The sequence below is a fragment of the Pseudomonas sp. BO3-4 genome, from assembly GCF_034044115.1.
Taxonomy (GTDB): Bacteria; Pseudomonadota; Gammaproteobacteria; order Pseudomonadales; family Pseudomonadaceae; genus Aquipseudomonas; species Aquipseudomonas alloputida.
Window position 1 is genome coordinate 2,894,572 of the sequence record NZ_CP139018.1, and the last position, 17,797, is coordinate 2,912,368.

At 61.4% G+C, this 17,797-nt stretch carries 21 protein-coding genes; 7 read left to right on the plus strand and 14 right to left on the minus strand.

Features of this window, described 5'->3' with window-relative positions:
• Positions 1-33: 33 nt before the first annotated feature.
• Both REH59_RS13495 and REH59_RS13500 read left to right on the plus strand, forming a co-directional pair.
• Positions 34-228, plus strand: a complete 195-nt coding sequence (locus REH59_RS13495; protein ID WP_024086914.1) for a hypothetical protein — start codon at positions 34-36, stop codon at positions 226-228.
• A gap of 124 nt (positions 229-352) precedes the next feature.
• Positions 353-718: a histone-like nucleoid-structuring protein, MvaT/MvaU family gene (locus REH59_RS13500; protein ID WP_004575622.1), complete on the plus strand. Its 366-nt coding sequence runs from the start codon at positions 353-355 to the stop codon at positions 716-718.
• An 86-nt stretch (positions 719-804) separates the two neighbouring features.
• Here the strand turns inward: REH59_RS13500 and REH59_RS13505 are convergent, their stop codons facing one another.
• From REH59_RS13505 to REH59_RS13515, 3 genes are all read right to left on the minus strand, one after another.
• A complete protein-coding gene (locus tag REH59_RS13505) occupies positions 805-1,743 on the minus strand; it encodes an ArdC family protein (RefSeq protein WP_012052676.1) in 939 nt (312 codons plus the stop codon).
• Between the two features lie 85 nt (positions 1,744-1,828).
• Complete coding sequence (locus REH59_RS13510; RefSeq protein WP_012052675.1) at positions 1,829-2,245, minus strand: hypothetical protein; 417 nt, start codon at positions 2,243-2,245, stop codon at positions 1,829-1,831.
• Between the two features lie 203 nt (positions 2,246-2,448).
• The gene (locus REH59_RS13515) at positions 2,449-2,814 is read right to left on the minus strand and encodes a DUF3085 domain-containing protein (RefSeq protein WP_012052674.1); all 366 of its coding nucleotides are present in this window, start codon (positions 2,812-2,814) and stop codon (positions 2,449-2,451) included.
• 465 nt (positions 2,815-3,279) lie between these two features.
• On the opposite strand from REH59_RS13515, the gene REH59_RS13520 reads away from it, so the two are divergent.
• On the plus strand, positions 3,280-3,642 hold the full coding sequence (locus REH59_RS13520; protein WP_041168446.1) for a hypothetical protein: 363 nt from the start codon (positions 3,280-3,282) through the stop codon (positions 3,640-3,642).
• Positions 3,643-3,646: 4 nt separating this feature from the next.
• Here REH59_RS13520 and REH59_RS13525 read toward each other — a convergent pair whose 3' ends face one another.
• Genes REH59_RS13525 through REH59_RS13540 form a run of 4 tightly spaced genes read right to left on the minus strand, consistent with a single transcriptional unit; the run spans position 3,647 to position 7,829 of the window.
• Complete coding sequence (locus REH59_RS13525; RefSeq protein WP_012052673.1) at positions 3,647-5,185, minus strand: conjugal transfer protein TraG N-terminal domain-containing protein; 1,539 nt, start codon at positions 5,183-5,185, stop codon at positions 3,647-3,649.
• 9 nt (positions 5,186-5,194) lie between these two features.
• Positions 5,195-5,500, minus strand: a complete 306-nt coding sequence (locus REH59_RS13530; RefSeq protein WP_012052672.1) for a hypothetical protein — start codon at positions 5,498-5,500, stop codon at positions 5,195-5,197.
• A complete protein-coding gene (locus REH59_RS13535) occupies positions 5,497-6,852 on the minus strand; it encodes an integrating conjugative element protein (protein WP_012052671.1) in 1,356 nt (451 codons plus the stop codon). Before REH59_RS13535 ends, REH59_RS13530 begins: the two co-directional genes overlap by 4 nt.
• Complete coding sequence (locus REH59_RS13540; protein ID WP_024086916.1) at positions 6,852-7,829, minus strand: TIGR03756 family integrating conjugative element protein; 978 nt, start codon at positions 7,827-7,829, stop codon at positions 6,852-6,854. The genes REH59_RS13535 and REH59_RS13540 overlap by 1 nt, the downstream gene beginning before the upstream one ends.
• Positions 7,830-8,307: 478 nt before the next feature.
• Here REH59_RS13540 and REH59_RS13545 point away from each other — a divergent pair, with 478 nt between their 5' ends.
• Complete coding sequence (locus REH59_RS13545; protein WP_024086918.1) at positions 8,308-8,523, plus strand: hypothetical protein; 216 nt, start codon at positions 8,308-8,310, stop codon at positions 8,521-8,523.
• On the opposite strand, the gene REH59_RS13550 is transcribed toward REH59_RS13545, so the two are convergent.
• A complete protein-coding gene (locus REH59_RS13550; protein WP_012052669.1) occupies positions 8,477-9,205 on the minus strand; it encodes an SOS response-associated peptidase family protein in 729 nt (242 codons plus the stop codon). The genes REH59_RS13545 and REH59_RS13550 overlap by 47 nt on opposite strands.
• Before the next feature lie 102 nt (positions 9,206-9,307).
• Here REH59_RS13550 and REH59_RS13555 point away from each other — a divergent pair, with 102 nt between their 5' ends.
• From REH59_RS13555 to REH59_RS13565, 3 genes are read left to right on the plus strand one after another with little or no spacing between them, the layout of a single operon-like run.
• Positions 9,308-9,736 carry a LexA family protein gene (locus REH59_RS13555; RefSeq protein WP_014861271.1) on the plus strand — a complete coding sequence of 143 codons (429 nt, stop codon included), beginning with the start codon at positions 9,308-9,310 and terminating at the stop codon, positions 9,734-9,736.
• A complete protein-coding gene (locus REH59_RS13560) occupies positions 9,726-11,000 on the plus strand; it encodes a Y-family DNA polymerase (RefSeq protein ID WP_012052667.1) in 1,275 nt (424 codons plus the stop codon). Before REH59_RS13555 ends, REH59_RS13560 begins: the two co-directional genes overlap by 11 nt.
• Positions 10,994-11,191, plus strand: coding sequence for a hypothetical protein (locus tag REH59_RS13565; RefSeq protein ID WP_014861272.1), 198 nt, complete (start codon positions 10,994-10,996; stop codon positions 11,189-11,191). The genes REH59_RS13560 and REH59_RS13565 overlap by 7 nt, the downstream gene beginning before the upstream one ends.
• A gap of 137 nt (positions 11,192-11,328) precedes the next feature.
• Here the strand turns inward: REH59_RS13565 and REH59_RS13570 are convergent, their stop codons facing one another.
• The 6 genes from REH59_RS13570 to REH59_RS13595 are packed head-to-tail and all read right to left on the minus strand — an operon-like array spanning position 11,329 to position 17,792.
• A complete protein-coding gene (locus tag REH59_RS13570; RefSeq protein ID WP_012052665.1) occupies positions 11,329-14,070 on the minus strand; it encodes a conjugative transfer ATPase in 2,742 nt (913 codons plus the stop codon).
• Entirely contained in the window at positions 14,070-14,489 is a 420-nt protein-coding gene (locus tag REH59_RS13575; RefSeq protein WP_012052664.1) for a TIGR03751 family conjugal transfer lipoprotein, read from the minus strand. The genes REH59_RS13570 and REH59_RS13575 overlap by 1 nt, the downstream gene beginning before the upstream one ends.
• The gene (locus REH59_RS13580) at positions 14,452-15,960 is read right to left on the minus strand and encodes a TIGR03752 family integrating conjugative element protein (protein WP_012052663.1); all 1,509 of its coding nucleotides are present in this window, start codon (positions 15,958-15,960) and stop codon (positions 14,452-14,454) included. Before REH59_RS13580 ends, REH59_RS13575 begins: the two co-directional genes overlap by 38 nt.
• On the minus strand, positions 15,950-16,756 hold the full coding sequence (locus tag REH59_RS13585) for a TIGR03749 family integrating conjugative element protein (RefSeq protein ID WP_012052662.1): 807 nt from the start codon (positions 16,754-16,756) through the stop codon (positions 15,950-15,952). Before REH59_RS13585 ends, REH59_RS13580 begins: the two co-directional genes overlap by 11 nt.
• Complete coding sequence (locus tag REH59_RS13590) at positions 16,753-17,394, minus strand: PFL_4703 family integrating conjugative element protein (protein ID WP_012052661.1); 642 nt, start codon at positions 17,392-17,394, stop codon at positions 16,753-16,755. The genes REH59_RS13585 and REH59_RS13590 overlap by 4 nt, the downstream gene beginning before the upstream one ends.
• Positions 17,391-17,792 carry a TIGR03750 family conjugal transfer protein gene (locus REH59_RS13595; RefSeq protein WP_012052660.1) on the minus strand — a complete coding sequence of 134 codons (402 nt, stop codon included), beginning with the start codon at positions 17,790-17,792 and terminating at the stop codon, positions 17,391-17,393. The genes REH59_RS13590 and REH59_RS13595 overlap by 4 nt, the downstream gene beginning before the upstream one ends.
• Between the last annotated feature and the right edge of the window lie 5 nt (positions 17,793-17,797).

The following is a 17,797-nucleotide window of genomic DNA, read 5'->3' on the forward strand; positions in this document are numbered from 1 at the left end:
TGCCCAGCATCATTTTTCTGAGCTGTGGCGCTGATGACGCTGAGTGATGCTGTATTGATCGTGCTGCTGGCGGACCGGATTCATGGCACTGATGCTGCCATTCGGTCTGCTGCCAAGCGCTGTGCGAAAAAGTTGCCGCGCAGCCAGCGCGACATCTTGTTCAAGGTTGGCAACAGCGCGGCGCCTCGCGAAGTGGTGGCGCATCTCTGCCAGAACTTGGCTGACTGATCTGTCACAGAGTTTTGCAATTGATAAGCTTGAAGTGACTCTTAGATTGGGAATTAGTACTCGGATATTGAGTGTGTCTCAGTTAGTATGCCTTCACGTGTCTCATACCTAGGAAAGATTTCTCATGTCCAAACTTGCCGAATTTAAAGCACTGGAAGCGCAACTGGCCGCGCAACTTCAACAGCTGGATGCGATGAAAAACGATTCTGGCCTGAAGCAGGAAATTGAGTTTGAACAGAAGCTGAAGGCTTTGCTGGAAGAATACGGCATGAGCCTGCGTCAGGTGATCACCATTCTGGATCCGTCCAAAGGCGTAAGCGTGAGCGCCGCAAGCGCGTCGAGTGGCGCTCAGCGCAAGCCACGCGAGGTCAAGCGCTACAAGAACCCGCACAGCGGCGAGGTCGTGGAAACCAAGGGTGGCAATCACAAGATCCTCAAGCAGTGGAAGCAGGAACACGGCTCGGATACCGTCGAGAGCTGGCTGCAGTAATCGACTGCGCATTTGCAACGGCCGATACACGGCGCTGCCGAAAAACAAAGGCCCCAAATCGGGGCCTTTTTGCTAGTTGATGGAAATTACGCCGTGAGTCGCTCCGGCGCTTCTGTGGTGCGCTCGGCCTGCAGTGCCAGCAGGAACTCCGAGGCCTCACGGGCCTGGCCACTGGCGCGGAAGATCGCACGCTTGTCTTCCTTGAGGATCTTCAGCCAGGAGGCCAGGTACTCCTCGTGGCGTAACTCTCCCTGGGTGGCGGTCAGCGCGCAGAGAAACGCTGCCCCCATCTCTGCAACCAGTTCCTCGAAGGCATAGGCTGCGGAGCCAAACGCGTGCCCGCCGGTGATGCCATCGCGGTTCAGGCGCGATCGATGACCCGACCAGTGAGTCAGCTCATGCAGGGCCGTCGCATAGTAGCTGCCGACGTCTTCGAACTGGGCCTTGGTTGGCAGCTGGATGCGATCACGCAGGGGTTGATAGAATGCGCTGTCGCCGTAGCAATGTTCGATCTGTGCGCCACTGGCTAGCAGCAACTGCTCGGCTGGGGCATGGTCGATAAATGCGAGCGGCTCGGTGTGTTCAGTGAGGCCTGGCTCCTCGTCAGGCAGACCTTCGGTCTGCTCGATGTTGAACAGGCAGTGCGTGCGCAAGAGGGCGAATTGCACCATCTTGATATTGCCCTGGTCATCGCGAACGACCTGACCGTCCTCGTCGTGCGCCTCCTTGCTCATCGGTTTGTACAGCACCGCGAGGGTGGATTGCTCCCCCTTGCGTACATGGCCACCAGCTTTGCGTGCCTGGTTGAAGGTCAGCCAGCGATCCTGGGTGAAACCTCGCAGGCGCGCCTCGGCCCACAGCAGTGGAATGTTGATCCCGGCGTAGGGCCGCCGGGTGATGGCGTTGATGGGAAAAGGGGAGTCAGCACTGGAACCGGTGGTGGTCCAGGGTTTGATCCAGGGAATCACGCCTTGGCTCAAGGCGCTGACGATCTTGTTGGTGACATCCAGATAGACATCTGACATGGCGTTCTCCTGGCGTGTAGGGGGAACGCTGCCCAGCCGGGAAGGGTTCCCGGTGGGGTAGTCAGGCAGTAGCGGTGCTACAGGGTTAGAGGGCTGCGATATCTACTACGATCTCACCGGGTAGCCGGATGAGCAGAAAAGCCGGGCCCCTGTGTGGCGTGATGCGAGCCAGCTGAAACTGCGGCAGGTGAGCAGATACTGAAGTGCCGTTGTGCTGCAAGCGGTCGAGTTGCAGCTCGATGGGGCAGTGTGAAGCACGCGGTGCTGAAGTCAGCACGCTGTTGAGCAGGTCTGCCAGGCGCAGGCCTGACTGTCCAATCGGTTCCTCCCCTGTGGCAGGTTCAATGAACTGCTGCCAAACGCCTGGGCTCAGTACCACCGCATCGGAAAAGTGCTTCATCCTGGACATTGGGACCTCCGCGTAACTGATCCCGCGCCACCTCATGTGAGGTTTGTGCATGGATTGGCTCAATCCGAACAAGACATTGAGCAGGGTGTCCATGTATTAAACCGCGTTTGGACGTGAGGTCAATTTCCGGCCGTGCCTCCAATGGAGCTCTCTATCCAGGGTGTTCCAGCGAAGACATCCGACCTTGTGTTCCTGACAAACGGTGATCTTCAACCGACTGAAGAATGATGCGAAGGGCGCCCAGAGAGGCCCGGTTAAGGTGCCGCCCTGGGTCCGCGTGGAACTCGCCTCTGCGTTCAAGATTTGCCTGCGGGATCAACCTCGGCGGCGAGGTACAGGTGGGTGGAGGTGGCCTCTACCACCAACGATCCTGCAGTGCCGCGAAGGCTGGCGAGGACAGGATCATCGATGTCGAAGTACTCGGCAAAATCATCGCCGCCGAATTCTTCGTGGGCCCGATTCCACCAGGTGTCGAAGTCGTCGACGTTGGGGTTGCAGCCAGTGGCATAGGCCACGCGTTTGCGGCCGCCACCGTCCGGTTTGCTTTCGCCGATCTCGGACATGAGGTAAACACCGTGGTCCTTGACCAGTATCAGTCTGCAACCATTGATACCGGCCTCGGCTAACACGGCGTGAAGTTCAGTGCCTGTGAAACGCAGCATGATGAGATCCTCCAGAGGGTGCGGAGGAACGCCACCCGTGTGGGAGAGTTCCCAGCACTGGAATGGATGTGAGTAGGGTGCAACGAAGACGCAGGTTCAGTGAACCTGGGGGATTAAAGAGCGTTCATCACCGGGGAACGGTGACCATGCGAGCTGCCGAACGCGAATCGCATTTCGGGGTAACCATCACATGCGTGACGTAGCCTCAAAGGTTATGGCTACCTGGGATGCCGGAAAAACCAGCGATTGCACAAGTGGTTTACCAAGCGAACCGATATTGCGTCAATGGCGCTTTTCAGTGGAGGCAATGTTCCCTATCCAATGAGCACCACCGGCGATAATCCAGTTTGTCCAAGTGATCAACGGTCATGGAATTCAGCGACAGAGGAGTAAGCTAAAGCTTGGATCCAAATTAACGATAGTGGTTTGGCCGCAAGCGCGGTGATGGGTAAGGGAGGTAATCAAATGTCGACTCCAGCTTCTGCCAATTCCGGCCGGACCGGTCTCGGCAGGTTTCTCATTCGCACTGCGGTTGGTGCTGGTCGAATGATGCAACGACTCGAAACGAAAGTGCTGCAGTCTCGCATATTGGTTTCAGTACCTTGCGAGTATCGGCGATTTGGCTTGCAGGTTATCAAGTTGCTCCTCGTCCTTGCGGTTGCGTCAGTTGCACTTTTCCTTGCGATCGGAATGGTCGCTCTCTGGGCTATGGCGGCACTGCCCATTACGACGTCCGATGATGAGGAACCTGGCGTGCATCAGGTCAGTCACCCTCAACATCAACACAAGTATCCAGAGCTGTATGACGAGTACGGGTCGCTCAAGTAGAGTCTTATTTGAGTTTCTGGACACCTGTCATTAGCTGTGATGAGCCTCTTCCTGCTTGTGTCTGAGCGGCCTCTGTTCCACGAGTAAGAAGGGTCTGGATAGCACTTCCCACGTTGTATCCCGCCCAACTCATTGCACCGATAAAGATCATGGGTAGCAAAACAAACATTGCGCCCATGACGTACTCGATCACCTGCGCGGTGACCGTTCCGTCCATGAAGCCTGCTGTCGGCAACGACAACAGCGCCTGGTCTGAGACCGATACCTGATTGTACAGCGTTTCCAGCATGCTTGAGTCGATCCAGCGTGCGAGCTCCCACCAGAAGGTGAGCATGTGCAGGGTGAACAGCGCGAATGTGATCGTCATGAGCGCCTTGAGCTGGTAGGTGCTGATCAGCAGCACCAGTGGCAGACTGATGATCGTGCCCATGATCAGAAAGGCTTGGATCATCGGCAAGGCCGCGCGCAGCGCATTCATCGCCGGGAAGTTACTGAACGAGCCTAGGGCCAAACCGGTATTGGTGGCCAGGTTGTTTAGCCCTTGCGTCAGCGATCCGCCCCTCGCGCTACTGCCATAGTCCTGGAACACCTGCCCAGGTGCCATGCTCAATGATTGCTGCCGTGGGCTCACCAGCTCGCGCAAGGTGGCGTCTTCGACCTCCGTAGAGGTGCGCCCGGTGAGCCAGCCCCGCAGCTGCGATAGCAATGAAGGATCAACAGCGGCCACCAAGCGGTCGCGCAGTCCGATCGTGCCGTCGCTCCACCACTGTTTGCAGGTGGGGTAGCCGGCGCCGCTGTCGAGCTGAGGCAGAGAGGTGTCCCGGGTCTCGTCGTACGGCCAATCGACTCTGGGCATTCGCGAGCGATCGGTATCGTAGTAGCCCGGTGTGTTGAGTAGGTAAGTCGAGCCAATCCAGGACGCGTCGTAGCTCTGCGACTCGTCCAGCTCGGGGCGATTGGTGAACAGCCGCGAGCGCGAAAAACCGTAGCAGTCCCGGGTGAAGTCGGCGACTTCCTGTAGCAGCACCTGGTCGTTGATCCGCGAACTATCGATCTCCATGCGCATCGCCCGGATGTCGGGCGCGCAGGGAATCGCCGCGGTGGCAGCGGCGGTGATGCCTTTGCTCATGGCATGCACTAGGAACCACCACACCGGCACGTTCGCTGACTTCTCGCCGATGGTGTTGAAAGTCGTGGCCCAGGCCGTGTCGGCGGGCCTGGCCATTGTGACCCCACAGCGCTGGCTCGCGGCATCGTCAAACGTCACGGAGGACAGGTTCAGCGGGAAGAACGGCATGCAGCCGAACATAATGACCACGTAGCTCATCCACAGCCGGTTCTCGACGCGAGGGATCGACAGTAGGCCCTTGTTGCCTTCGTCAGCACCCTGTTGGCGGGCCGACAGCCATTCCTGCAGGATGACCGCACCGAAGGGAGCGGCGAACAGCCCGGTATCCACCAGCGTATTCCAGATGCCGTTGTTGATGATCCAGGCCAGCAGCGACAGGTAGTACTCAAGGTAGCTGTTGGTGCTCATGTTCATGGCTGCACCTCACAGGCGAGACAGCTCGACCAGGATGATCGAACTGAAGCCGATCAACCCCAGACGCTTTAGCCGTTGCTGGTCCACAGGCGTAGCTCGCATACGCAACGCTGCGGCCCAACCGGTGAAGATCAGGGTGTACAGCAGGGCGCGCCACCACGCGAAGTAGGCGGCAGTTGCCCGGGTTGGTGCGAGCCAATCCAGTTGGGCGGCGGGCAGTTGTAGTGCCATCCAGGCAATCAGCAACATGATCAGCATGGCGCCGATGATCAGCAGCATGTGGACGATCAGTGATCTCATAGATGACGTGATCATGGCGTGCTCCTCTCCTGTTCAGCCCGGCGCAGTCGGTCCGGCATCGGGTCGCGCTGATCGATGCTGCGCGAGGCGTCGGCACCACCGGCGTGGCGATCGAGGACCAGGCTGGCGGTATTAGTGGCCAGCGACTGGCGTACCTGCAGCTCGGTTTGCAGCAAGCGGATCTCCCGTTCCAGGGTTTCGACGTTGCTGTTGAGGGCGGTAGTGGCGGGCTGCGCCGATGCCACGTTCGGTTCGTGGCTGCCGGCGAACAGCGTGCGCTGTAGCAGCATCGCCTTGTAGATCACGCTGGACAGCGCGGTCTCACTGGCCAGGCGCCGGGCCAGCAAGTTCTGGTCGGGGTCATCGCGCAGCCCCTCGATGACGCCGCGGGAGACCTGCAACAAGGGGCTGGAGACCTTGCTGAGGTTCTCTGGGGTAGGCTGGTCGGCGCGCGAGACCATGTGCTGCAGGCCTTCCAGGTGTTCCGTGTAGGTTTCCTGGATCAGCGGCGACAGGCCCGTACCGGCGGTTACACGCAGCGTCTCGCAGTCGTCACAGGTCTCCACCTCAGTTTCACCGAGCACCCGTGTCGCCCATTCCGAGGCCTCCTCGGGGCTCGACCAGGCTTGGCAGATGGCGCCATTCTGGCAGCCCGAACCAACGGCCGAGGTGTCCTCGACGGATCGGTTGTGCAGCAGGTTGTAGCCGGCCTTTACCACATCCGAAGTCACCCGGATGGGTTGCTGTCCATTACCCCCGGCTTTCTGCCCACCGACCCAGCTGACGCCGTTGTTGCCGTTGTTCGACTCGGTATCCTTCACCGCCATTACGGCATCGCCGCCGGACTGCTCAAGGTTGTGCTGCATCTCCTGGTTCTGGGCCAGCGCACCCCATCCGGCCTGGTCGACCTTGTCGGCCATTTTTGCCGCCATCGCCTGGCAGGTGAGCTTGGAACGATCGAAGTCGATGCGTCCCTGCAGCACGCCATTACTCAGCAGCTCATACAGCCCAGGGTTGGCGCGCTGGATGATCATCGCCGGCAGCGACATCACCGCTTGTGTGGCGTTCTGGATGACGTTGCCCATGATCTGCTGGAAGCCCTGGGTGGCACCATTGAGCTGGTTCTGCAGGGTGTTCGAGAGGTTCATGTTTCCGCACATCATGTTGGCCCGCCAGGACATGCCGACGCCGAGGCCGTTTGGACGGTAAAGCGAGGAGGGCGCTCCTGCCGCGGAGCCGCCGCCGATGGTGTACATCACGCGGTCATCCAGGACCTGGGCTTGGTCACCGAGGTGGTAGCCGTTCTCTGCGGCATGGCCTGCGGTAGACACAAGGAAGCACACCAACCCGAGCGCGAGGTTTTTCATCACTGGCCTCCATCAAAGTCAATGCTGAACAGAAACGTCTGACCCATGCGCTGGCAGCAGCGGTAGGGCCGCCACAGCGACCAGGCATAGGCGCCGTCGGCGCTCTGGATCGTTGGGCTGGGGAAGATGGCGCAGGTGTTCTGGATTACCGGGACCAGCAACTGCCAGCGGTGGTTGTTGACGTTGTTCTCCATCACCGGCTGCGGCGGCCAGTAGCCGGGAGCCGGCATCGGCTGCAGCGGTAGATAAACGTGCGGCTGGCCGACACGGGTAATGAAGTCGCTGGCGCGCTGGGCCATCACGGCAGCCGCCTTGAAATCATCGGGCTGCACCAGAAAGCCGTGTCGCGGATACACGCTGCCCCACATGTCTCCGAGTGCCTGGTTGCCGATCTCGCGCATCCCCGGGACCAGTGCCTGTGGGTAGACGGACTCGGGGATCGCCTGGCGCCACGCCAACGGGTCGAGCGTGCTGAGGTAGTAGGGCGCAAACGGTACGGCTCCGCTTGGGCACGCATAACCTAATGTATGCGCGAGAGCTGTGAGGGCTGCACCGCCGGGATGGCCAATGCCGTCGACATTCTTGAACCTGGGCAGGTTATCGCGCTGCGGCGAAGGCGTAATCAGGTTGCCCCCCCCTTGTGACGCCGGCGTCGGCGTCGACAGCGCCGACATCTCGCTCCAGGGATTGGCGCCGGTGTCGGCATAGCTCGATACCACCAGCTCGGGAATGAAGTGACGGATCTTCGGTGAGGTTCGCACCGTGCAGCCGAACGGTGTGCACAGCAGCCAATAGCAGATGCCGACGACCCGGTACTCCAGGCACTGCAGCGAAGTGACGGAGGCGATGACGGTAGGAGTGGTCAATGCTAGGCACTGCTCGGCGGCCACCAGCAGAGCAGTGGCGGTGAAGGCACGGCCACGGCGAGCCTTTCTGGATTTCGGCGCTTTGCTTCGAGTGAAGACGGTGACGTTCATGGGCAACGCTCGGCAGGTGGCAGCGGTGTGCATCCATGCGCCAAGTTTCAGCATCCCGTATCCGAGGCAGTTGGTGGGCGGACAAACTGCGGCCAGGACGATCGTTTTAGGAGGTAGCCGGCTAAAGGGGGCTGATAAGGCAGTATGGCAGGAGTACAAATGTACTCATGTGTCGCGCTATCGAATGTTGTGCGCGATGGGGCCGAGGTGGTCGTTTGGCGTTAGTAATAGGAGCAGGGTATGGACGAGCGCACTCTTTGGGGATGCTAGACGCCGGTGGAGCGCTCACCCCGCAGGCAGTTGACGTTTGGCGAGAGTTCCGCGCCGCTGAGGTAGGCCCGGCATCTGAGGAGGAAGTTGTCCGGCAGCGATTATTGGCTGATACCCTCTATCATGCAGCTGTGGACTTTCAGCTGATCAAGTCAGGCCAAGCCGTCCATACCGTTCATTGAACAGCCAAAACTGAGGATGCTTTGTGATGGGGAATAGACCGCCGATTCTGTATCCAGACCATCCAATGTATACCGATGCGGCAGAAGCGCTGAAGAACTATCACGAGGCCCTGGCCGCTGGCGAACCGCCCCTTGAGGTCGAACGGCTCCGCCAGATCGCCGAGTCGCAGTATCAGGCTGTAAATGAATACCAACTCAAAGCTCTAGGTCGCCTTGGCGGCCGTGGCGGTCCTGCTCACTAACCGGCTCAATCAGCTCTGGCCCTTGATTGCGCACGTTACCGACAGCCTTGCCGACCGGGTACCATCGAAAATTCTCTGCCGGGCGGCATCCCGTCTCTATGATCGCCGCAGCGCGTTCGGGCGATGTGCCTGGGTCCAACCATTCCCTTGCCACATCAGGTGCAAGCACCAGAGGTTTTCTGTCGTGGATGTCGACCAAGCCTTGATCTGCAGCTGCAGTGATAACCACGAATCCATCGCGGTCGTCCGGTTCGATTCCCTGGTGCACCTGCGCAAGTGCGCCGAAGAAAAGCGGGCCGCCGTCGGCGCTCGTGATGTAGTACGGCTGCTTTCGCTTGGGGTCTGCTGGGTCCGGGATCCACTCGAACCAGCCATTTGCAGGGGCTAGCGCTCTGCCGTCTGGCCACAACCCCTTGAAAAACCTCCCCGTCATCACCGTTTCTGCTCGAGCATTGATCGGGTCGGGACGCTTCCCCTTCGCCCAAAATGGCGACCATCCCCATTTGACGCGTTCCACACTCAGGCCTTCTCCGATCTGGCGAATGATTTCGACACGCGTCGAAGGCGCCACGTTGAAGCGGCTGAGTGGCTCGTGGTCATATCCATTGATCACCACCAGGTCCAGCGATAGCTGGCGCAGGTAGTGATCCATCGACTCATACATCGAGTACCGTCCGCACATAACCCGCCTCTCGCTTGTCAGAATTTTCACCGCCCAGGATTGACCGGGCACCCAATGCCATATCTACTGTATATGCATACAGTTTGCATTGGACCTTCCATCATGACCATCACATTCTTGGGCGTGCCCACCGGCGGCACTGAACCCTTACCCCTGTATTCGTTTCACGTCCCTGCCGGCTTCCCGTCGCCTGCAGCGGATCACCTGGAAAGCCATATTTCCCTCGATGAGCTATTCGACCTCCGCGCGCCGCATGTGTATCTGGTGAAAGTGGAGGGCGATAGCATGCAGGGCGCCGGTATCTATTCCGGGGATATCGTCATCGTAGACCGGGGGCGAGAAGCGGAGCACGGCGATATCGTCATTGCGGCCGTCAACAGCGAACCGGTATGCAAACGGCTTCACCGTCGTGACGGGGTGGTAATCCTCAAGTCGGAAAACACAGCGTATCCCCCACGCTACATCATGGAAGGTGACGACCTGGTCGTTTGGGGTGTGGTCCGGTACAGCGTCCGTGATCATGCGCAGTGACCCGGTGTTCGCGCTCATTGATTGCAACAGCTTTTACGCAAGCTGTGAGCGCGTGTTCCGGCCGGATCTGGCCAAAACGCCGATTGTCGTACTGAGCAACAACGACGGCTGTGTGATCGCCAGGTCTTACGACGCTAAGCCCTACGTGAAGATGGGGGAGCCTTATTTTCAGGCGAAGGACAAGCTCAGTCGGCATGGCGTCGTGGCGTTCAGCAGCAACTACGCCTTGTACGGCGACATGAGCGAACGGGTTATGACGCTGATCGAATCAATGGTGCCGGCGACTGAGGTCTATAGCATCGATGAATGCTTCGCTGACCTCTCCGGCATTCCTGAAAACCTAACCGAGTTCGGGCGCAAGGTTCGATCGAGAATTTTCCAGTGCACGGGCATCCCGGTCGGTGTAGGTATCGCCAGCACAAAGACGCTCGCCAAGCTGGCTAACCATACGGCTAAACGCCTCCAGGCGCAGACCGGCGGAGTGGTGGACATCACTGTTCCGTTCAAGCGCGATTGGGTGCTGCGCAATACCGAGGTGAAAGAGGTGTGGGGCATTGGCCGGCGGATGACGGCTCACCTCGAGGCGATGGGCATCCGGACGGCCATGGACTTGGCCAAGGCCGACGCTTGGACACTTCGGCAGAAGTTCAGCGTCGTGGTGGAAAAGACTGCCCGCGAGCTGGCCGGCACGCCCTGCCTTGAACTTGATGAGGTCGAACCGCCTAAACAAGAGATCTGCTGCAGCCGGATGTTTGGCAAGCGGCTAACCGAGCTGGCGCCAATTAAGCAAGCCGTGGCCACCTACGTCGGGCGAGCGGCGGAGAAGCTCCGCTCCCAAGGTTCGGTATGCAAGCGCATGCGCGTGAGCATCCGCACGGGGATGTTCAATCCGGACGAGGCCCACCACGCCCAGGGCGCTCTGGTGGAGCTGCCGTACCCAACCTGCGACACGCTATTGATGACCAGATTGGCCACCGACGCAGTCGCGCGGGTCTTTCGGCAAGGGTTCCGGTACAGCAAAGCAGAGGTCCTGCTGATGGATCTGCGGCAGCCCGGCGAGTTTTCAGAGGATTTGTTTGCGCTCAAGCAGTCAGTTGCATGTGACCGGTTGATGCAGGTGATGGACGACATCAACGAGCGCTGGGGAAGGGGAACGATGCGCGCCGGTAGTGTACCGGTGGCGCCAGAGTGGGGGATGAGAAGGGAAATGATGAGCCAATCCTTTACGACCAGGATCGATCAGTTGTGGACGGTCAAATGCTGAACCTTCCTGCGGCGTGGCTGGCCGAACTGAATGATCAGACGGAACTTCAAGCTGATCCGTACGGCCGTGCGTTGGTGCTGAACGAGATGGCGTATGCCGCCCATCGGCGGCAGGAGATCAGCGATGAGGATTTGACGGAGATGCTCGAGCTTGCGGACGCAGGCAGGGAGTGGGCATTGCTCGAGGATTAGGAAGATTGGCTCGGGACGGCCTGGGGAGAGTGGAGGTGGCAGTCAGCATTAAGGTAGGAGGGCGCTCATATCAGCGCGTGGAACTCGCACTCAGATGCATGGCGCAGGCCATCATCTTACTGGTGGTGCGGAAGTAATTATGACATGCCACGCAGGCGATCAATCTCCGCCGCGACCTGCAGGGCGGCTTCCAGCTCAGGCTGCTGGTGCTCTTCCATCAATCGCCAGCGCTGGGCTTTCTCCTCGGGCTCGGTCATGGCCAAAGCGAGGTACAGGCTCGGCGGCACTGCGCGGAACAGCGTCTCCAGGTTCTTCGACAGGACCACGCCCTCGGTGTACTTGCCCGAGGCCTTGCTCGCGGAGAGCAGCAGTACCTTCTGCGCCGGCGTGAGTTTCTTGAAGCGGGCGATCTCCTCGATTTCCGCTGGCGGCATGTTCAAGCAGATCCACCACTCAATCATGTTGAGCATGGTCTGCGCGGCATCGGGCAAGTCGGCCATGTTCTGCGTTGCCAGCCAGAACCAGGCGCCGAGCTTGCGCCACATCTTCGTGCCCTTGACCACAAAGGGGGCCAGCAGCGGGTTCTTGGTGATGATGTGGCCTTCGTCGGTGACCATGATGATCGGGCGGCCGAGGTACTGGTCGCGCTCGGCAATGTTGTTCACGGTGTTCATCAGGCTGATGTAGCTGATCGACATCTGCGCCTCGTAACCCTCACGGGCGTACGTGGCGAGGTCGACGATCGTCACGTCGCTCTCCGGCCAGGGTGTGCCGGCGCGGTCGAACAAGGCACCTTCAAAGCCCTGGCAGAACAGGTCGATCGACTCGGCCATCTCCTGCGCACGCTCGCGGCGTTTGTCAGGCAGGTGGGTGTCGCTGGCGACCTTACGCAGGGCATCGCGGACATGGCGGGTCAGCACCTGCTGCTCAGTCGTCGCGCAGTGCCGGGCGGCGTCGAGGATGCACTCGCGGATCAGACTGCGGTCTGCGCGAGTCAGGCGCGCCTCTTCCTTGGCTTCGCCGCCGGTGATCATCAGCCGCGCGGTGATCTCCAGCTCGCCCAGTACATCGCGCTGCTCGCCACTGTCCGGCGCGGCCTCATCCAGTTCTTCGGTTGACAGACTGGCGACCTGGTCCGGATGCTCTATCAGGCGCCGGGCATGGGCGAACGGCGCCAGGCTCACATCGCTGCCTGGTTTGAGCTGAACCTTGTTGACGGTTAGCCCGAGCGTGGCGAAGTAGTCGCCCTGCAGGCCAAAGGAGTTGCCCGCTTCGACGATGAACAGCCGCGGTCGGTACACGGCCATGACCTGCATCAGGATTGAAACCAGGGTGGCCGACTTGCCGGCGCCGGTAGGGCCAAATAGCAGCAGGTGGCCGTTCATGGAGCGGTCGAAGCGCGACAGCGGGTCGAATGACAGCGGCGCACCACCGCGGTTGAAGAAGGTAATACCCGGGTTGCCGGTACCGATGCTGCGCCCCCAGAGGGGCAGCAGATTGGCGACGTGCTGAGCAAACAGCAGCCGGGTGTACCAGTTGCGTGTGTCCCGCGCCGGGTTGTAGACCATCGGCAACCAGCGCAGATAGCTGTTGCACGCGGCCACTTCATCGCCCTCGCGCACCGGCTGCAGGCCGGCGCCGAGCAGGACGTTAGCTGCCTGGACCGAACGTTGGCGCAGCTGCTGCTCATCGGCACCGCGCAGGTACAGCGCCAACGTGCCGCGGTACAGTTTGTGTTGGCGGCCAATCAGCGCGCGGGCCTCCTCCACGTCCTGGCGGGTCTGGGTCGAGGCGAGGTTCTCGCCGATGGCTTTGCGCGCCAGGCGATTGAGCTGCTCCTCGAGCACATCCTGGGGCGTGATCACCAAGGTCAGGCTCATGACCGACTGCTCGGGCAACTGATCGAACAAGGCGTTCAACGCTTCGCCTTTGCGCGTTTCACCGGTCAGCTGGCCGATATGCGGCGGCCTGCGCAGCTTGTCGACCACCATCACGGCGTGCGGTTGCTGATCGAAGTACCACAGACCTTGCTCGCTATTTGAGCGTGGTTCCTGAAAGAACAGCCGCTCGGCGAAATCGTGGTCGAACGGCAGCGGCAGCTCCTCACCGTCATCCACTTCCGGGTAGGGCACACGTCGATAGAACGCGGCGGGGGATTCGCCAGTGAGGGCTGGTGCCGGGTTGAACCAAGGCAACAACCAGGCGTAAAAGTCGCGCCCGGTCAGCCGCCGAGGGCTGACCCCGCAGGCCTGCAGCGAGGCCACCAAGCGGTCGCAGGTGCGGTTCAACAGCTGGACCGGGCTCTGCCCATCCTCGTCAGCCTGCTCCCCGAGCCAGCGGTAGACCACCAGGCGAATACGCCGATTGCTACCGCGCCACGGAAGGTGAGACACCACATGGTCGTCGAACAGCCCACCCGGTTTGCCGACGGCTTCAAGATGGCGGCGCATCGAGGCGAGGAAGGCCTCGGTGAACGGCCTACCTCGCGCGCGCGGCGCGATGTAGCGCTCCAGGCGTTCAAGGTACGGGGCAAAATCACTGTCGTCCTGGCAGAAGAACTGCACCACCCAGGGCGCCTGATCGAGCTCGTCGAAGCTGTCCTGCAGCGCATCTTCCAGGGCGTCGCGTGCGGCCATCAACCATTCGGGCTCGCGACCCTCCGTGCCGATCGGTTGCAGCTCGAATACGGCACCCACAGAACGGTTGTCATCAAGCAGAAAGCACTGTCCCTCTTCCAGATACTCGACCCAGGGCAGGTGGTCGGTGAAGCTGGGGTTGTGCGCGTACTGGGCGGTTTCGTCGGCCAGGGTGGCGCGCCGGCGCTGTGCCGCGCGCCAGGGCTTCCAGCGGGACGGATCGCGACTCGCGTCATCAGCCATCACAGATCGTCCAGGCGCTCGCCGGGCAGGGCGTACTGGACCTTCTCGTACAACGGGAACACGGTCGAGTAGCCAGGCACCGGCGTTTGTTGGGTACCTGCCAGATGCGGGTAGACGTACATGACCAGGTCTGGATTGGGCAGGCGTGGGAACTGGGCACGGATCTCGTTCGCGGCGGTGCGAGTGTAGGCGCTCTGGGCGTTGATCAGGCGCTCGGGGTCCTGCACCGGGCGACGCAGTTCGCCACGCGCCTCCAACAGCTGTTGCTGCGTACCGACCGAGCCACCGCCGTTCCAGATATCCAGCATGGTGTGATCGCCGTGGGGCAGCATTTCTTCCTTGCTGGTGGAGCAGCCGGCCAGGTGCAGGCCGAGCAGCAGGCTAATCCAGATCCAGTACCGAGACGGATGGGCTTTCATGGTTCACTCTCCGGCCTTTAGGTTCGTAGTCGATGCTGATTTCGTGGTCCAGGTGCAAAGCCACCTTGGCCCCGGGTGGCACGTAGATGGCGGCGAAGGCTTCACCGTAGAGCTTGTTGATCCACTCACGAATGTCGCCAATGCCCCCGCTGATCACTGAGTTGAGCGCGCTGTTGCCGCTGTTCTGGGACAGGCCCAGGCTGCCGCTGGCCGAATTGATGAATGAGGTGTTGGTCTGCTCGCTGCCCAAGGCCGCGGCAAAGCCGGCGCCGGCTGCGGTGATCAGGCTCTGGCTGCCCAGGTACTGCTGGGCGTTGGAGCGGCGCTCGCCGGAAATGCACGGAATGCCGTACGGGTCGGAGATGTAGCCCAGGCCGCCGCGGATCTTCTCGGTGTCCGAGGTTTGATTACTACTGCGATTGCGGCTGACGACCTTCTGCGGCTGCGGCACCGTGCGGACGGTACCGTCGCTGAAGACGAAGGTGATCGACTCGACCTGGCCGCGCACGCAGGACAACGTCCAGTCACCGGCGGCAGTCCCGCTCATGACCGCGCCGACCACGTCCGGCAGGTCGATGCCGTTGGCAGTGAGGTTGTCTGGCCCCACCAGCACCTTGAACGGATAGGGATCGTTCACTGTGCCGTCCACCGGCACCCGGCCAATGAGCGCGGTCATGGCGATCGAGCCCATCAGCGTCGAATTCTCGGGGATGGTGTAGACGGGACGGGCACCTTCGGTACGGTCCTGGGCGTTCTCCAGATCACGCTCGCCTTTGGCGACGGCACGCAGGCGGTCCTGGCCACGATCAATGGCGTTGTTATCCAGGGCGTGCAGGTCCTTGAACTTAGAGGTCAACGACGACAGGGGACCATCAGCTTTGTCGGTATCCTCTTGCCCAGCGCGTGCATTCGACGGTTCGATCCACTGCACCGCATCTGCCGGCGCTTGAGCCCCTGCCAATTGCTGCTCGTCGCCTTGTTCAAGACCGAAGCCTGCGGGAACATCTGACTTCGCGGCTGGCTTGCCGGTGAGCTGGTCCTTGAGCCTGGAGAGCAGTCCCTGGGTCTCGCGGTGTTGCTGCTCAGCTTTCTGCCGAGCATCGTTGGCCTGCTGGCGCTGCTCGGTGACCTGTTGGGTGACGCTGCTCAGCGTGCTCTGGATGCGCGTGTCGGTGTTTCCTTCGCGCGTGCGCAGCCGGTTGTTTTCGGTCTGCAGCGTATCGTTGCCTTTCTTCAACGTCTGCATTTCGCTGCGCATCGCTTTTACCTGGCCGATCAGCGTGGCCACGGTGTCGCGCGGGGTGTCGCCGGCGATGCCCAAGGCTTTGGCCTGTTCCGCGCTGAGCGTGGCATTCTCCGGATCGTGAGTTGGCTGGCCATCCGGGGCGGTCACCCAGGACTTGATGATGATCAGCACGATGCCCAGCAGGACCGCAGGCACCAACCATTTCAGCAGGCCGTTAGCTTTCATGAGCGTCAGCCTCCGGCTTTGGCGGGGGCAACAGCAGCGCATGCCTCAGGTCGCCGCCGCGGGTGACGAGATAGGCCACGGTGGTGTCTTCAGGCGTACCGGCAAGGCCGAGGTCCGCGTGCTGGAAGGTTGCGGCGTACAGCGTGGCCTGCAGGTGACGCGGGTCAAGCGTGATCTTGCCGGGGCCACGGTTCACGATCTTCACCGCGGTCACCCAGTAGTCGCCCAGCCGCCAGGCGGCGAGTGCCTTGATCGAGACCCGCTCGGTGGGCAGCAACGAACTGAACGCAACGGCGTCGCTCAGCGGCACCCGTCGCACACCGGGCAGCGGTCCCACGGTGCGCAGGGGCGCATAGAGGTTCTGCGCCGCATAGCGGGTGAGCACCACCGGTACCGGCGTCGCGGCAGGTGCTGCATCTTTCGCCGCTTCCACGTCCGGTGCCGAAGCCTGGGCCACGATCTTGACCGGCTCCAGGGCCTCACTGCCCTCAAGCGCTTCGATGTCGATCAGGATGATGTCGCCTGACTTCACCGACTGCAGTTGCAGCCGGGTAGGGGGAAGGGCTTCCGCGGCGCGCAGATACACGGTGCCGCCGACGGACTGCACACGCAGCTTGCCGGCGATCGTGCCCGGTACCCCCACGCGAACATCCTCATCCAGCATCAGGATGCGCTCTTGGCCCACCGTGAGTGGAACGGCCAGCGGCAGGCGATCCCAGTATTTGACCTCGACCGCACCGACTGCAGAACACCAGCCTGCGGCTACCGCCAGCATCATGATCAAGACTCGCATCATCCCGCACCTCCTGGCAGCGTCAGCTTCTGCGGCGTGCCTTCGTAGCAGTCCAGGGCCAAGCCCCACTTGTTGTGCTCGGGATCGACGTCGAAGCGCACCACCCGTAGCGGATAGCGCACCACCACGCGCTTCACCGGCTCAGCGGCGTAGTACTCGTCGGCGTTGAGGTCGAGCTTCACCAGCCAGCTGTGCCTATCCAGCTGCTTCACCCGCAGGTCGGGGTCGTCGCTGTAGCCGCGGCCCAGCACCTCGTATACGCCGCGCACCCGACCGCGCAGTTCGCCGGCGGCCTTGCGGTACTCGAAGTCTCCGTCGAAGAAGGTCTTGCACGCCGGGGTCAGGTAGGGTTGAAGGGCAAAGATGGCGCGGTGGTAGTCGACCTCGCCGTCGGTGGGCCAGCGGTTGAGCTGGCCGAAGATGTACAGCGCGAAGGCGTAGATGTTTTCCGGGGGTACATCCCACCACTTGCGCGTACTGCCAGAGCGCAGATCGGGCGGCACGTGAATGGTCAGCTCGGAAGGCGCGGACTGCCAGCCGTACCAAAGCCCGCAGGACAGCAGTGCCAGGATCGAAACGGCCAGACGCAGACTGAAGATATGCGCCTGCTGCGCATCCACCTTGTTGCGAAAGCGGCTCATGGCGTCGCCCTCGCATGTCGACGCGTGCGGCGCACTGTCCAAGGCCCCGAGTGCAGGATCAACTGGTGAGTGCCGACACTCCAGTGCACTGCCAGATGCCATTGCAGGCGCCGATAAAGCCAGGTTTCGGGGCGGGCGCGCTTGGCTCGGCGCAGTAGCTTGCCGCCACCGAGCAGCACCAGCGCCATGCAGATGAACATGCAGGTGGGGAGGGTCGCGATGGAGACGGTGGCCACGGCCAGCGGCGCGCCGAGAATCACACCTAGCCCTGCGCCGATGATCAGCGCGACCCACATCTCGTCGTTGGTGAGCCCACGAAGAACGGCCGGGTCACGGTTGAGGCGCTCAGGAAGAAAGGTCAGCGTGCCGTCAGGCAGGGTGGCAGGGGCGTCGGACATGGTGA

Excerpts from the sequence above, each read along its gene's own strand:
- REH59_RS13500 (WP_004575622.1), top strand. The coding sequence starts at position 353 with ATGTCCAAACTTGCCGAATTTAAAGCACTGGAAGCGCAACTGGCCGCG.
- REH59_RS13525 (WP_012052673.1), bottom strand. The coding sequence starts at position 5,185 with ATGAACATGAGCACCAACAGCTACCTTGAGTACTACCTGTCGCTGCTG.
- REH59_RS13580 (WP_012052663.1), bottom strand. The coding sequence starts at position 15,960 with ATGAAAGCTAACGGCCTGCTGAAATGGTTGGTGCCTGCGGTCCTGCTG.
- REH59_RS13535 (WP_012052671.1), bottom strand. The coding sequence starts at position 6,852 with ATGAAAAACCTCGCGCTCGGGTTGGTGTGCTTCCTTGTGTCTACCGCA.
- REH59_RS13510 (WP_012052675.1), bottom strand. The coding sequence starts at position 2,245 with ATGGACACCCTGCTCAATGTCTTGTTCGGATTGAGCCAATCCATGCAC.
- REH59_RS13570 (WP_012052665.1), bottom strand. The coding sequence starts at position 14,070 with ATGGCTGATGACGCGAGTCGCGATCCGTCCCGCTGGAAGCCCTGGCGC.
- REH59_RS13565 (WP_014861272.1), top strand. The coding sequence starts at position 10,994 with ATGCTGAACCTTCCTGCGGCGTGGCTGGCCGAACTGAATGATCAGACG.
- REH59_RS13585 (WP_012052662.1), bottom strand. The coding sequence starts at position 16,756 with ATGATGCGAGTCTTGATCATGATGCTGGCGGTAGCCGCAGGCTGGTGT.
- REH59_RS13495 (WP_024086914.1), top strand. The coding sequence starts at position 34 with ATGACGCTGAGTGATGCTGTATTGATCGTGCTGCTGGCGGACCGGATT.
- REH59_RS13550 (WP_012052669.1), bottom strand. The coding sequence starts at position 9,205 with ATGTGCGGACGGTACTCGATGTATGAGTCGATGGATCACTACCTGCGC.
- REH59_RS13560 (WP_012052667.1), top strand. The coding sequence starts at position 9,726 with ATGCGCAGTGACCCGGTGTTCGCGCTCATTGATTGCAACAGCTTTTAC.
- REH59_RS13505 (WP_012052676.1), bottom strand. The coding sequence starts at position 1,743 with ATGTCAGATGTCTATCTGGATGTCACCAACAAGATCGTCAGCGCCTTG.
- REH59_RS13590 (WP_012052661.1), bottom strand. The coding sequence starts at position 17,394 with ATGAGCCGCTTTCGCAACAAGGTGGATGCGCAGCAGGCGCATATCTTC.
- REH59_RS13520 (WP_041168446.1), top strand. The coding sequence starts at position 3,280 with ATGTCGACTCCAGCTTCTGCCAATTCCGGCCGGACCGGTCTCGGCAGG.
- REH59_RS13515 (WP_012052674.1), bottom strand. The coding sequence starts at position 2,814 with ATGCTGCGTTTCACAGGCACTGAACTTCACGCCGTGTTAGCCGAGGCC.
- REH59_RS13555 (WP_014861271.1), top strand. The coding sequence starts at position 9,308 with ATGACCATCACATTCTTGGGCGTGCCCACCGGCGGCACTGAACCCTTA.
- REH59_RS13545 (WP_024086918.1), top strand. The coding sequence starts at position 8,308 with ATGGGGAATAGACCGCCGATTCTGTATCCAGACCATCCAATGTATACC.
- REH59_RS13530 (WP_012052672.1), bottom strand. The coding sequence starts at position 5,500 with ATGATCACGTCATCTATGAGATCACTGATCGTCCACATGCTGCTGATC.
- REH59_RS13595 (WP_012052660.1), bottom strand. The coding sequence starts at position 17,792 with ATGTCCGACGCCCCTGCCACCCTGCCTGACGGCACGCTGACCTTTCTT.
- REH59_RS13540 (WP_024086916.1), bottom strand. The coding sequence starts at position 7,829 with ATGAACGTCACCGTCTTCACTCGAAGCAAAGCGCCGAAATCCAGAAAG.
- REH59_RS13575 (WP_012052664.1), bottom strand. The coding sequence starts at position 14,489 with ATGAAAGCCCATCCGTCTCGGTACTGGATCTGGATTAGCCTGCTGCTC.